This is a genomic window from Streptomyces sp. NPDC048389 (assembly GCF_040706335.1).
Lineage (GTDB): Bacteria > Actinomycetota > Actinomycetes > Streptomycetales > Streptomycetaceae > Streptomyces.
In genome coordinates, this window is the sequence record NZ_JBEZKP010000069.1 from 1 (window position 1) to 13,739 (window position 13,739).

The 13,739-nt window shown below is 71.7% G+C and carries 8 protein-coding genes; 2 read left to right on the forward strand and 6 right to left on the reverse strand.

All coding sequences use genetic code 11. The annotated features are described in order from the left end of the window. From AB0903_RS30625 to AB0903_RS30650, 6 genes are all read right to left on the reverse strand, one after another. A partial coding sequence (locus AB0903_RS30625) for a DEAD/DEAH box helicase (protein ID WP_366707989.1) occupies positions 1–1,597 on the reverse strand: 1,597 nt, incomplete at its 3' end. Between the two features lie 102 nt (positions 1,598–1,699). Beyond that, the gene (locus tag AB0903_RS30630; RefSeq protein WP_005318814.1) at positions 1,700–1,903 is read right to left on the reverse strand and encodes a cold-shock protein; all 204 of its coding nucleotides are present in this window, start codon (positions 1,901–1,903) and stop codon (positions 1,700–1,702) included. 611 nt (positions 1,904–2,514) lie between these two features. Continuing rightward, positions 2,515–3,231, reverse strand: coding sequence for a VWA domain-containing protein (locus AB0903_RS30635; RefSeq protein ID WP_366707990.1), 717 nt, complete (start codon positions 3,229–3,231; stop codon positions 2,515–2,517). Between the two features lie 366 nt (positions 3,232–3,597). After that, positions 3,598–5,058: a glutamate synthase subunit beta gene (locus AB0903_RS30640; RefSeq protein ID WP_366707991.1), complete on the reverse strand. Its 1,461-nt coding sequence runs from the start codon at positions 5,056–5,058 to the stop codon at positions 3,598–3,600. Then, the gene (gene gltB / locus AB0903_RS30645; protein WP_366707992.1) at positions 5,051–9,622 is read right to left on the reverse strand and encodes a glutamate synthase large subunit; all 4,572 of its coding nucleotides are present in this window, start codon (positions 9,620–9,622) and stop codon (positions 5,051–5,053) included. Before gltB ends, AB0903_RS30640 begins: the two co-directional genes overlap by 8 nt. Positions 9,623–10,028: 406 nt before the next feature. Next, on the reverse strand, positions 10,029–10,757 hold the full coding sequence (locus AB0903_RS30650) for a VIT1/CCC1 transporter family protein (protein ID WP_366707993.1): 729 nt from the start codon (positions 10,755–10,757) through the stop codon (positions 10,029–10,031). A 216-nt stretch (positions 10,758–10,973) separates the two neighbouring features. Here AB0903_RS30650 and AB0903_RS30655 point away from each other — a divergent pair, with 216 nt between their 5' ends. Both AB0903_RS30655 and AB0903_RS30660 read left to right on the forward strand, forming a co-directional pair. Then, the gene (locus tag AB0903_RS30655; protein WP_366707994.1) at positions 10,974–11,999 is read left to right on the forward strand and encodes an ADP-ribosylglycohydrolase family protein; all 1,026 of its coding nucleotides are present in this window, start codon (positions 10,974–10,976) and stop codon (positions 11,997–11,999) included. A gap of 281 nt (positions 12,000–12,280) precedes the next feature. Beyond that, positions 12,281–13,729 (forward strand): ADP-ribosylglycohydrolase family protein, encoded by a 1,449-nt coding sequence (locus AB0903_RS30660; protein ID WP_366707995.1) that lies wholly within the window; start codon positions 12,281–12,283, stop codon positions 13,727–13,729. Positions 13,730–13,739: the final 10 nt, after the last annotated feature.

Consider the following 13,739-nt stretch of genomic DNA (forward strand, 5'->3'; position numbering starts at 1 on the left):
GTCGGCCCGAGCCGACGGCGGGCTCGCCCTGCCCGGCGGACCTGCGCGGCGTGCGGGGCTGGGTCTCCGTCGACGGGCCCCGGCCGTGCGACCTGGTCTCGGCCGATGTGGCCCGCGACGCCCGGGACGGCGTGTCCGCCGCTCCCTCGGTCCGCCGCCGGGCCGGCCGACGGCGGCGCGACGCCGACGCGCCGCTCTTCGCGGCGGGCGCGGCAGCCTGCTGCGGGATCTCTATCGTCACCGCCACACCCGACGGCTCGCGTGCTCCGGTCAGCCGGCTGAGCTCTTCGTCGCCGGACTTGACGCGCGCCGTGCGCGGGCTGATGCCCGCGTTCGACATGAGACGCGTCATCTCTCGGCGCTGCTCCGGCAGGACCAGCGTCACGACACTGCCGGACTCACCCGCACGGGCGGTGCGGCCGCCGCGGTGCAGGTAATCCTTGTGGTCGACGGGCGGGTCGATGTTGACGACCAGGTCGAGGTCGTCGACGTGGATGCCGCGCGCCGCGACGTTCGTCGCGACCAGCGCGGTGACCTCCCCGTTCTTGAACTGGTCCAGGGTCCGGTTGCGCTGCGGCTGCGACCGGCCGCCGTGCAGGGCGGCCGCCCGTACACCGCTGGCCAGCAGCCGCTTGGCGAACCGGTCGGCGCTGCGCTTGGTGTCCACGAAGAGGATCACCCGGCCGTCACGGGCGGCGATGCGCGTGGCGACGGCCTTCTTGTCGGTCTCGTCCAGCACGTGCAGCACGTGGTGCTCCATCGTGGTGACGGCGCCCGCGGACGGGTCGACCGAGTGCACGACCGGATCGGTGAGGAACATCCGCACCAGCCGGTCGATGTTCGCGTCGAGGGTCGCGGAGAAGAGCATCCGCTGCCCGTCCGGCTCGACCTGCTTCAGCAGGGCCGTGACCTGCGGCATGAAGCCCATGTCGGCCATCTGATCGGCCTCGTCCAGCACCGTGGTCGCGACGGCGTCGAGTGTGCAGTCGCCGCGCTCTATGAGGTCCTTGAGCCGCCCGGGCGTGGCCACGAGTACCTCGGCCCCGCGCCTCAGCGCACCGGCCTGCTTGGTGATCGACATACCGCCGACGACGGTCGCGAGACGCAGTTGCAGCGAGGTCGCATAGGGCGCGAGGGCGTCGGTGACCTGCTGCGCGAGTTCCCGGGTCGGCACGAGCACGAGCGCCAGGGGCGCCCGTGCCTCGGCCCGGCGTCCGGCGGTGCGGGCGAGAAGCGCGAGCCCGAAGGCGAGCGTCTTGCCCGAGCCGGTGCGGCCGCGGCCGAGGATGTCCCGGCCTGCGAGGGAGTTGGGGAGGGTCGCGCCCTGGATGGGGAAGGGCTCGGTGACGCCCTGGGCCGCGAGGGTCTTCAGCAGGGCTGCGGGCATGTCCAGCTCGTCGAACGCCGCGACGGCGGGCAGCGCGGGGGTGACGGTCTCCGGCAGGCTGAATTCCTGCGGGGCCGCCACGCTGCGGTTGCTCGCCTTTCCGGAGCCGGTTTTCCTGCCCGAGCCGTGTCGGTTTCCGGCGCCGGGCCGATTGCCACCGCTGTTGCGGCTTCTGGCGGCTGCTCGGTCCGGTCGTTCGGAGCGGTTCATGCGGAATGTGCCTTCCTGGGGCCTGTGGACAGCAAGAGCCGGGGCCCGCACCGACGAAGGTGCGGGCCCCGGCTGCAGAGCTGCGAGATACGCGCCCGGCAATCAGGCCGGGAGGATGTTCTCCGCCTGCGGGCCCTTCTGGCCCTGCGTGACGTCGAACGTCACCTTCTGGCCTTCCTGGAGCTCGCGGAAGCCCGAGGTGGCAATGTTGGAGTAGTGGGCGAAGACGTCGGCGCCGCCGCCGTCCTGCTCAATGAAGCCGAAGCCCTTTTCCGAGTTGAACCACTTCACGGTTCCAGTAGCCATGTCATTCTCCTAAAACAAAGGCAAGCCGGAAATCCACACCTCGCGGATTTCCCGTCGCGCCTTGACTCCCACTCCGGAGAAGCCGGAAACAATAATGTGCGCCTGAGGAAGCATTCCCGTCAGGCGCACACAAAGTTCATGGGTACCAAAACTGCAACGACATCACCGTAGCACGCCGGAGCCCCGGAAGGGCGGTTCTGACGCGCCGGATGATCGTCGCGTTCTCCTGGCCGCCCGCGCCGACGCCGCGTGGGAGCCGGATCACCGGCGCCACCTGGCACGGAGCGGACTCCCGGGACGCCAGGACCGTACGACCGGCATCGCCCCCGACCGATGCCCTGACGACCTCGCGGAGCGCGACACGGAACGCGAGCGCGACACGGATCAGGGACACGACACGGATCAGGGAACGGAGCAGACGTATCGGCTCCTGCGGCTCCACCTCCCCGGAGTTGCGAGTGGTGCGCTGAAGGGGAACAGGCCGCCGACCGTGCGACGGGGAGGCGCCGGCCCCGGTACGAAGGGAACCGCGATGGCCGTCGCCATGCGGGCCGCACCGCCCGCATGACGATCGTGACGGCGCCGAGGGTGGCAGCGTCGATGGCCCCGTCTCAGCGCACGATGCCCTGGACGCGGGCCGCCGCCAGCCACTGCGGGAACTCACCGACCAGCCGTTCGTACAGCTCCGTGTCCGGCATCCGGCGCGGGTCGAGGCCGGCGTGGAAGTAGCCCGCGTTGTCGACGGGGCGCTTGTCGGGGACGGGCAGATCGTCGAGTCTGCGCAGGAAGTCGAACTGCGAACTCCGCTTGTCGCCGAAGCCGACGAACTGCCAGAACAGCGGCAGCTTCGCCGCCTTGCAGAGGTACCGCTCGGCTGCGAGCTTGTTGACCGGCCCGCCGTCGGTCTGGAAGACGACGAGCGCGGGCGCGGTGGCACCGCTGTCCAGGTAGTGGTCGATGACGGCGTCCATCGCCCAGTGATAGCTGGTCCTGCCCATGTGCCCGAGCCCGGAGACGATCTCTTCCACCCGGCCGCTGTGGTTCTCCACCGCGATATCGGTGACCGCGTCGACATCGGTCGAGAAGAACACGACCGGCACGGTGCCGTCGTCGTCGAGGTGAGCTGAGAGCCCGAGAACCCGGTCGGCGAGGGCCTGGACGCTGCCGTCCTTGTAGTACTCCCTCATCGACCCCGAGTAGTCGACCACCAGATAGACGGCGGCGCGCTGCCCGTGGAGCCCGTGCTTGCGGAGCGAGACGCCGGCGGTCTTGTAGAGGCTGACGAGCGCGGGGGCGCTCTGCTCGAGTTTCTGGAGACTGACGGGCATGCGGGGCTCCGTTCGTCGGACCGTACGACCGGGCCGACGATATCCCGCGGCGGGTCTGCCCAACGCCCCGTTTGTGTGGGGCCGTTCCCACCCGCTCCCACCCGCCCCTTCCCGAACCGGGCTGTGCCCCAACCCGCTTACGGGGCGCAGCGCCCGCATCCCCGCGCCTCGAACGCCGACGGGGCTTGAGCCTGCCGGCCCCGTCGGGGCTCCGCGCCGCACCCCGTGCCACCCGGTCCGCAAGGCATGCGGCCCCACACCACCCCACTCGCACGCGCCACGGCGCCTGCCGGTCCGGTCGGGGACATGGCAGGCGCCGTGTTCAGTTCCGCACGCCGTTGTACGGGACGTATGAGGGGCGGACGGTCAGACCGTCAGCGCCCGGTCCGTCGGCCGGATCGGTGCCGGCAGGGCGCTCGCGCCCGTCAGGTAGCGGTCGACACCGCGCGCCGCCGAGCGGCCCTCGGCGATCGCCCACACGATCAGCGACTGGCCGCGGCCCGCGTCGCCGGCGACGAAGACACCGTCGACGTTGGTCGCGAAGTCCGCGTCCCGCGCCACGTTGCCGCGCTCGTCGAGGTCGAGGCCGAACTGCTCCACCATACCGTTGGACCGGTCGATGCCGGTGAAGCCCATCGCCAGGGTGACGAGCTGCGCCGGGATCTTCCGCTCGGTGCCCGGCTTCTGGACCAGCTTGCCGTCCTCGAAGGCGACCTCGACCAGGTGCAGGGCCTGGACGTTGCCGTCCTCGTCGCCCTCGAAGTGGGTGGTGGAGACGGAGTAGACCCGCTCGCCGCCCTCCTCGTGCGCGGAGGTGACCTTGTAGAGCATGGGGAACGTCGGCCAGGGCTGGTTGGCGTTCCGCTCCTCGCCCGGTCGCGGCATGATCTCCAGCTGGGTGACGGACGCCGCGCCCTGGCGGTGGGCGGTGCCGACGCAGTCGGCACCGGTGTCACCGCCGCCGATGACGACGACGTGCTTGCCCTCCGCGGTGATCGGAGGAGCGACGAAGTCGCCCTCCTGCACCTTGTTGGCGAGCGGCAGGTACTCCATCGCGAAGTGGATGCCGTTCAGCTCACGGCCCGGCACGGGCAGGTCGCGGGAGACCGTCGCACCGGCCGCGACGACGACCGCGTCGTAGCGGCGGCGCAGCGCGTCGGCCGGCATGTCGCGGCCGATCTCGACCTCGGTGCGGAACTTGGTGCCTTCCGCGCGCATCTGCTCGATGCGCCGGTTGATGTGCACCTTCTCCATCTTGAACTCGGGGATGCCGTACCGCAGCAGTCCGCCGATGCGGTCGCCGCGCTCGTACACGACGACGGTGTGGCCGGCGCGGGTGAGCTGCTGGGCCGCGGCGAGACCGGCCGGGCCTGAGCCGATGACGGCCACGGTCTTGCCGGAGAGGCGCTCGGGCGGCTGGGGGGTGACGTCTCCGGTGTCCCATGCCTTGTCGATGATGGAGACTTCGACGTTCTTGATGGTGACGGCCGGCTGGTTGATGCCGAGCACGCACGCCGACTCGCAGGGGGCCGGGCAGAGGCGGCCGGTGAACTCCGGGAAGTTGTTCGTGGCGTGCAGCCGCTCGGAGGCGGCGGCCCAGTCCTCGCGGTAGGCGTAGTCGTTCCACTCGGGGATCAGGTTCCCCAGCGGGCAGCCGTTGTGGCAGAACGGGATGCCGCAGTCCATGCACCGCCCGGCCTGCTTGCTGATGATCGGCAGCAGGGAGTCTGGGACGTAGACCTCGTTCCAGTCCTTGACCCGCTCTTCGACGGGGCGGGTCTCGGCGACCTCGCGCCCGGTGGTCAGGAAGCCCTTGGGGTCAGCCATTGGTCGCCGCCTCCATCATCTTCTCGGTGGTCTCCTGCTCGGAGAGACCGGCGAGCTCAGCGGCGTCCTTGGCGGCGAGCACGGCCTTGTACGTGGTCGGGATGATCTTGCTGAACCGGTCCGCGTTCGCGGTCCAGTCGGCCAGCAGCTTCTCTGCGACGGTGGAGCCGGTCTCCTCGAAGTGGCGGCGCACGACGTCGTGCAGCCACCGCCTGTCGGTGTCCGACAGGGCCTCGATCGCGCCCACGTTGCCGGAGTTGACGTTGTCCTTGTCGAGGTCGATCACGTAGGCGATGCCGCCGGACATGCCTGCCGCGAAGTTGCGGCCGGTCTCCCCGAGGACGACCGCGTGACCGCCGGTCATGTACTCGCAGCCGTGGTCGCCGACGCCCTCGGAGACGACGAGCGCGCCGGAGTTGCGGACGCAGAAGCGCTCGCCGGTGCGGCCGCGCAGGAACACCTCGCCGCCGGTGGCGCCGTAGGCGATGGTGTTGCCCGCGATGGTCGAGTACTCGGCCAGGTGGTCGGCGCCCCGGTCGGGGCGGACGACGACCCGGCCGCCGGACAGACCCTTGCCGACGTAGTCGTTGGCGTCGCCCTCGAGGCGCAGCGTGACGCCGCGCGGCACGAACGCGCCGAAGGACTGGCCTGCGGAGCCGGTGAAGGTGATGTCGATGGTGTCGTCGGGCAGGCCCGCGCCGCCGAACCTCTTCGTCACCTCGTGACCCAGCATGGTGCCGACGGTCCGGTTGATGTTCCGGATCGCGACCTGGCCGCGGACCGGCTGGGCGTCCTCGGCGGTGGCGGCGTTCAGTGCCTCCGCGGCGAGCTCGATCAGCTCGTTGTCGAGGGCCTTCTCCAGACCGTGGTCCTGCTCGACGATCCGGTGGCGCACCGCGCCGTCGGGCAGCTCGGGCACGTGGAAGAGGGGCTCGAGGTCGAGGCCCTGGGCCTTCCAGTGGTCGACGGCCAGCTCGGTGTCGAGGAGTTCGGCATGGCCGACGGCCTCCTCGACGCTGCGGAAGCCGAGCTCGGCGAGGATCTCGCGGACCTCCTCCGCGATGAAGCGGAAGTAGTTCACGATGTACTCGGCCTTGCCGGAGAAGCGCTCGCGCAGCACCGGGTTCTGGGTGGCGATGCCGACCGGGCAGGTGTCCAGGTGGCAGACGCGCATCATGACGCAGCCGGAGACGACGAGCGGCGCGGTCGCGAAACCGAACTCCTCGGCGCCGAGGAGTGCGGCGATGACGACGTCGCGGCCCGTCTTGAGCTGGCCGTCGGTCTGGACGACGATCCGGTCGCGCAGGCCGTTGAGCAGCAGGGTCTGCTGGGTCTCGGCGAGGCCGAGCTCCCAGGGACCGCCCGCGTGCTTCAGGGAGGTCAGCGGGGAGGCGCCCGTCCCGCCGTCGTGGCCGGAGATCAGGACGACGTCCGCGTGGGCCTTGGAGACGCCGGCGGCGACCGTGCCGACGCCGACCTCGGACACCAGCTTCACATGGATGCGGGCGGCCGGGTTGGCGTTCTTGAGGTCGTGGATCAGCTGGGCCAGATCCTCGATGGAGTAGATGTCGTGGTGCGGCGGCGGGGAGATCAGGCCGACGCCGGGGGTGGAGTGCCGGGTCTTGGCAACCCACGGATAGACCTTGTGGCCGGGCAGCTGGCCGCCCTCGCCGGGCTTGGCGCCCTGGGCCATCTTGATCTGGATGTCGTCCGCGTTGACCAGGTACTCGGAGGTCACACCGAAGCGGCCGGAGGCGACCTGCTTGATGGAGGAGCGGCGCTCCGGGTCGTACAGGCGCTCCGGGTCCTCGCCGCCCTCGCCGGTGTTGGACTTGCCGCCCAGCTGGTTCATGGCGATGGCGAGCGTCTCGTGCGCCTCCTTGGAGATGGAGCCGTACGACATGGCGCCGGTGGAGAAGCGCTTGACGATCTCGGAGACGGGCTCGACCTCGTCGATGGAGATCGGCTCGCGGTCCGACTTGAAGCCGAAGAGGCCGCGCAGCGTCATCAGCCGCTCGGACTGCTCGTTCACCCGGTCGGTGTACTTCTTGAAGATGTCGTACCGCTTGTTGCGCGTGGCGTGCTGGAGGCGGAAGACGGTCTCCGGGTCGAACAGGTGCGGTTCGCCCTCGCGGCGCCACTGGTACTCGCCGCCGATATCCAGCGCGCGGTGCGTGGCGGCGATGCCGGAGACCGGGTACGCCTTGGCGTGCCGGGCGGCGACCTCCTTGGCGACGACGTCGAGGCCCGCGCCGCCGATCTTGGTGGCGGTGCCGTTGAAGTACTTGTCGACGAAGGCGTCGTCGAGACCGACGGCCTCGAAGACCTGCGCGCCGCGGTAGGAGGCGACCGTGGAGATGCCCATCTTGGACATGACCTTCAGGACGCCCTTGCCGAGGGCGTAGATCAGGTTGCGGATCGCCTGCTCGGGCTCGATGCCCTCGATGAAGGTGCCGGCGCGGACCAGGTCCTCGACCGACTCCATCGCCAGGTACGGGTTGACCGCGGCGGCGCCGTAGCCGATGAGCAGCGCGACGTGGTGGACCTCGCGGACGTCACCGGCCTCGACCAGCAGGCCCACCTGGGTGCGCTGCTTGGTGCGGATGAGGTGGTGGTGCACGGCGGAGGTGAGCAGCAGCGACGGGATCGGCGCGTGCTCGGCGTCCGAGTGGCGGTCGGAGAGGACGATCAGCCGGGCGCCGCCCTCGATGGCGGTGTCGGCCTCGCCGCAGACGGCCTCGATACGGGCGGCCAGCGCGTCGCCGCCGCCGGAGACCCGGTAGAGGCCGGACAGCGTGGCGGCCTTCATGCCGGGCATGTCGCCGTCGGCGTTGATGTGGATGAGCTTGGCCAGCTCGTCGTTGTCGATGACCGGGAAGGGCAGTGTGACGCTGCGGCAGGACGCGGCGGTCGGCTCCAGCAGGTTGCCCTGGGGGCCGAGCGAGGAGAGCAGCGAGGTGACGAGTTCTTCGCGGATGGCGTCCAGCGGCGGGTTGGTGACCTGCGCGAACAGCTGGGTGAAGTAGTCGAAGAGGAGCCGGGGACGCTCGGAGAGAGCCGCGATCGGCGAGTCGGTGCCCATGGAGCCGAGCGGCTCGCCGCCGGTGCGGGCCATCGGCGCGAGGATGACGCGCAGCTCTTCCTCGGTGTAGCCGAAGGTCTGCTGGCGGCGGGTGACGGACGCGTGGGTGTGGACGATGTGCTCGCGCTCGGGAAGGTCCTCGAGCTCGATCTCACTGGCCTCCAGCCACTCCTGGTAGGGGTGCTCGGCGGCGAGGGCCGACTTGATCTCGTCGTCCTCGATGATGCGGTGCTCGGCGGTGTCGACGAGGAACATCCTGCCGGGCTGGAGGCGGCCCTTGCGGACGACCTTGGCGGGGTCGATGTCGAGGACGCCGACCTCGGAGGAGAGCACGACGAGTCCGTCGTCGGTGACCCAGTAGCGGCCGGGGCGCAGTCCGTTGCGGTCGAGGACCGCGCCGACTTGGACGCCGTCGGTGAAGGTGACGCAGGCCGGGCCGTCCCAGGGCTCCATCATCGCGGAGTGGTACTGGTAGAAGGCGCGGCGGGCGGGGTCCATGGAGTCGTGGTTCTCCCACGCCTCGGGGACCATCATCAGCACCGAGTGCGGCAGCGAACGGCCGCCGAGGTGCAGCAGCTCCAGGACCTCGTCGAAGGAGGCGGAGTCGGAGGCGTCCGGCGTGCAGACGGGGAAGATCCGGTCGATCTTCCCGGCGCCGGAGTTGAAGAGCTTGGAGGCGAGCTGCGACTCACGGGCGCGCATCCAGTTGCGGTTGCCCTTGACCGTGTTGATCTCGCCGTTGTGCGCGACGAAGCGGTACGGGTGGGCCAGCGGCCAGCTCGGGAAGGTGTTCGTGGAGAACCGCGAGTGGACGAGCGCCACGGCCGTGGCGAAGCGCCGGTCGGAGAGGTCCGGGAAGAAGGGCTCCAGCTGGCCGGTGGTCAGCATGCCCTTGTAGACGACGGTGCGCGCGGAGAGCGACGGGAAGTAGACGCCGGCCTCACGCTCGGCGCGCTTGCGCAGCACGAACGCCTTGCGGTCCAGTGCGATGCCCTCGCTGCTCCCGTCGCCCACGAAGAGCTGGCGGAAGGCGGGCATGGTGGCGCGGGCGCCGTTGCCGAGCAGGTCCGGGGTGACGGGGACCTCGCGCCAGCCGAGGACGCTCAGGCCCTCTTCACCGGCGATCGTCTCGATCTTCGAGGCGGCGGCGGCGCTGTCCCCGGCGTCGGCCGGGAGGAAGGCGATGCCGACGGCGTAGGAGCCGGCGGCGGGCAGCGCGAAGTCGGTGACCTCGCGCAGGAAGGCGTCCGGGACCTGGAGCAGGATGCCCGCGCCGTCGCCGGAGTCGGGTTCGGAGCCGGTTGCGCCGCGGTGCTCGAGGTTCCGCAGTACGGTCAGCGCCTGCTCGACCAGCTCATGGCTGGCAACACCGGTGAGGGTGGCCACGAACCCGACACCGCAGGCGTCGTGTTCGTTACGGGGGTCGTACATCCCCTGGGGGGCGGGGCGACCGTCCATGGGCGACCAGGCGTCGGAACGCATCGGCTCTCCCGTCGTCGTCGTGGCATGTGCAGTGCCGAGGGACGACGTTGGCCCTCCGCGAAATTTCGTGCAGGTTACATGATGGAGTGCTTCTCGGAAAGTGGATAGCTCATTCCAGCATGCGGACACTGTGCCAAGCGGTGAAGGTGGGCCGCAACGGACGAGTCGACGTCCGGAGGGCCTGCGCAGAGCAGGCTTCGTTGCCCGCAGCGCTTACGGCTCATGCCCCGGGATTTCGTAATCGAAACCACCGAGTAACGGCTACTTATGTTGCGCCTTGCATAGTGTCTCACCGAACGCCTTTTCGCGGCAGGACGTACATCACAGGGTCCGCGACGGAGCGGGAAAACGCGAACGCACCGGCTCGCGCGGAGCCGGTGCGGTGCGCCGCCGAAGGACCGATGGCCTACACCGCGGCGCCGATGAGCGTGCCGAGGCCGTAGGTGACCGCGGCGGCCGTGCCACCGAGGGCCAGCTGGCGCAGACCGCTGAACCACCAGGTCCGGGCCGTGACCTTCGCCACCAGGGCGCCGCAGGCGAACAGCCCCGCGAGCGCCAGCAGCACCGCGGGCCACAGCGCGCTCGCACCGAGGAGGTACGGCAGCACGGGCAGCAGCGCTCCGAGCGCGAAGGCCCCGAAGGAGGAGACCGCGGCGACGAGCGGCGAGGGCAGGTCGTCGGGGTCGATCCCGAGTTCCTCGCGGGCGTGGATCTCCAGCGCCTGTTCCGGGTCCTCGGAGAGCTGCATCGCCACCTCACGGGCGAGCGGGGGCTCCACACCCCGGGCGACGTACAGCGCCGCCAGCTCTTCCATCTCGTCGACCGGGTGCTTGCGCAACTCGCGGCGCTCGATCTCCAGCTCGGCCTGGACCAGCTCGCGCTGGGAGGCCACGGAGGTGTACTCGCCGGCGGCCATGGAGAACGCGCCCGCGGCGAGACCGGCGAGCCCCGTGATCACGATGGTCTGCTGCGAGACCGCACCGCCCGCGACACCGGTCATCAGCGCCAGGTTGGAGACGAGTCCGTCCATCGCCCCGAACACCGCCGGGCGCAGCCAGCCACCGCTCACATCACGGTGCGTGTGGTTGTCGCGGTGCGCCTCGTGAAGTGCGGCTTCGGTTTCGATGATGGACACGGCTCTCCCCTTCTCCGGCGGCTGCACGGTAGGCCCCGCCCCCTTCCACGCACTCGAAGATACGCCGGATGTAAGGGGCGTACCAGCAAGGCAGGCTTTACTTACCTGAGCCTGCGGGATGGGCGAAGCGAGTGACAGAAACGTTTCTTCGACTCAGGTCGGGCGCCTCGTGGCAGAGATCCGGGAACAAGGCCCGCGTGCGCGAAAGGGACCTTCATGGAAGTGCCGGCAGCATCCGGTTCCGGTCCCGTCACCGCCCTGTCCGACCGGGCCCGCGGCGCACTCCTCGGCCTGGCGGTCGGCGACGCGCTCGGCGCCCCCGCCGAGAACATGCGGCCCTCGGAGATCCGGCGCCGCTGGGGCCGCATCGAGGACTTCGTGAGCGACGACCCCGCGGGCACCGACGACACCGAGTACGCGATCTTCTCCGGTCTGCTGCTCGCCCGGCACGGCTCCGCGCTCACTGTGTCCCATGTCGAGGCGGCCTGGCACCGGTGGATCGCGGACCTGGACGAAGGACCGTTCCGTGGCGCGGGCTTCAGCGAGCGCGGCACCCTGGAGAACCTCAGAAGGGGCCTTGCCGCCCCGATCTCCGCCCAGCACCGGCACGCCTGGAGCGACGGCCTGGCGATGCGCGCAGCCCCCTTCGGCGTCTTCGCGGCGGGCCGGCCCGCCGAAGCCGCACGGCTGGTGACGATCGACGGCAGCGTCAGCCACGACGGCGAGGGCATCTACGGCGGCCGCGCCGTGGCGGCGGGCGTGGCGGCGGCGATGGGCGGCGCGGGACCCGCCGGGGTGATCGGGGCGGCGCTGTCCGCCGTTCCCATGGATTCCTGGACCGCGCGCTCGATGCGCCGCGCGATCGTCGCCGCGGGGCGGACGTACCCGGACATCCTCTCCATGGAGCGGGCGGTCCGCTCTGCGGTCGTCATCGGCGGCTACCCGTGGACGGACCTGGCACCGGAGGCGGTCGGGCTCGCGTTCGGCGCGTTCGCGGCGGCGCGGGGCGACTTCCGCGCGTCGGTGCTGACGGCGGTCAACATGGGCCGGGACGCGGACACCACCGCGGCGGTCGCGGGCGCACTGGCCGGCTCGGTCGCCGGCTCCGCGGCGATCCCCGAGGAGTGGGCGTCGGCGATCGCGCCGGTCCGCGGCAGCTGCCTCCCGTCGATGCGCGGCCACCACGTCCTGGACATCGCGGACCTGCTGACCCCGGACGACGACCTCGGCGGCGCGCGGTGACCCCGGCCGACGCAGCCGACGGGACCACCTCCGGCCCCGAGCGCCCCGCGACGCCGTGCGCCACCGCCCCGGTCGTGGCCGCGGGCCCCGGCCCCCGGCACGATCCGCGGCCGTGGCCGTGGCCGTGGCCGTGGCTGTGGCCGTGGCTGTGGCCGAGTAAAGGAACGGCGGCGGGGGCGGCCACCACCGATCCGGCGGCCGCATCCGGCCCACCCGGGGCGGCGGAGGCAGCTCCGGCAGCGCCTTCCAGCCACACCATGCCGGGGGCGGCCGCGCCGGGCATGACGGGAGCGGCGCCGGTCGGTCACGCGAGGGCGGCCCGGGGGGCCGGCCGGGACACGACAGCCGAAGACCCCGGCAGCACAACCACGATCCGACGAGTACCCGTGAACGGCACCCCGCCGCCCGGACCCGGCCGGCTCGGGCTGCGGCACCCGGCCCACGGCGTACCGGCGGAAGCGGACGCGACCGACGCCGGCGTCGTCACCGCCACCGCGCGCGGCGGTCCGGCCGGAGCGGCGACCACGCGGGGCGGGCCGCTTGACGAAGCCGACCCGGCGCACGGTCCGCGCCGTATCGAAGGGCTGCTCCTCGGGCTGGCCGCCGGGGACGCCGCCGGGTGGCCGGCCGCCCGGCACCGTGCCGCGCGGATGCCCGAGTGGACCCGGCGCCTCACCCGTGAGCTCGACACCTTCGCAGAGCAGAACGCCACGACGACGCTGCCCGTCCCCATCGCGCTCAACCAGCCGCCGGAGCCTCTGCGGCTCGGCCCCTCCGACGACGCGGAATGGGCGGCGTTCGCCGCCCGGACGGTACTCACCGCCGCCGGGGAGCCCTTCAGGCACCTGGCCCCGGCCGGCCGGCTGCGCGCCGCCATCGACCTCGCGTGGAACTCCCTCGCCGGGCAGGTCGCCGCGGCCGCCGAACGCGCTCCCGAGGTCGAGTCCGCCGTGCTGCCCCTGCGGGCCCGGATCTCCGTGCACGCCGGTCTCGGCAATCTGGCGACCGGTCTGCGACCCCCGGCGACCGGCCACGACAACCCGCACTACTTCGACGACGCCGCCTGTGCGCGGGCCGTCGTACTCGCCGTGGTCCACGCGGGCGACCCGCTCGGCGCGGCCGTGCTCGCCGAGTTCGACGCGCGGTACACGCAGGACGGCGACGGAGTGCACGGCGCCCGTGCCATGGCCGCCGCCGTCGCCACCGCCCTCGGCGGCGCCGGGGTGGACGACGCCGTCGACGCCGCGCTCGCCGAGCTCCCCGAGGCCACCGAGATCGGCCGCAACGCGCGCCATGCGGTCAAGCTCGCCCGCGCCGCGTCGGGCGCCTTCGAACTCGTACCGCTGCTCGAGCACCAGATCGTCGACCACGTCTACAGCTACGGGATCGCCGCCGCGGAGACCGTGCCGGTCGCACTCGCAGTCGCCACCGCCGCGCGTGGCCGGGTCGCGGAGGCGGTGCCGGCGGCCGTGTGCCTCTCGCGTGTCGCGGACTCCGCGCCCGCTCTCGCGGGCGCGCTGACCGGGGCCCTCGGCGGCGGTGTGTCCCTGCCCGTGACCTGGCGCGACGCCTGCCGGACGCTCGCCGGATGCGCCCTGCCGCGCCTCGCCGGGACGGATCTCGTCGAACTGGCGGCACTGCTCGAAGCCGCGCTGCGGCGCGCCGCGACCGGACAAGCGACCGGGTACGCGACCGAACACGCCACCGGCGCGCCGCCGGGCACCGGTTAGCCGAAACTCG

What these genes read in the sequence shown, in the direction of transcription:
- AB0903_RS30630 (WP_005318814.1), bottom strand. Translation starts at nt 1,903, where the DNA reads ATGGCTACTGGAACCGTGAAGTGGTTCAACTCGGAAAAGGGCTTCGGC.
- AB0903_RS30635 (WP_366707990.1), bottom strand. Translation starts at nt 3,231, where the DNA reads ATGCCCGTCAGTCTCCAGAAACTCGAGCAGAGCGCCCCCGCGCTCGTC.
- AB0903_RS30640 (WP_366707991.1), bottom strand. Translation starts at nt 5,058, where the DNA reads ATGGCTGACCCCAAGGGCTTCCTGACCACCGGGCGCGAGGTCGCCGAG.
- gltB (WP_366707992.1), bottom strand. Translation starts at nt 9,622, where the DNA reads ATGCGTTCCGACGCCTGGTCGCCCATGGACGGTCGCCCCGCCCCCCAG.
- AB0903_RS30655 (WP_366707994.1), top strand. Translation starts at nt 10,974, where the DNA reads ATGGAAGTGCCGGCAGCATCCGGTTCCGGTCCCGTCACCGCCCTGTCC.
- AB0903_RS30660 (WP_366707995.1), top strand. Translation starts at nt 12,281, where the DNA reads ATGACGGGAGCGGCGCCGGTCGGTCACGCGAGGGCGGCCCGGGGGGCC.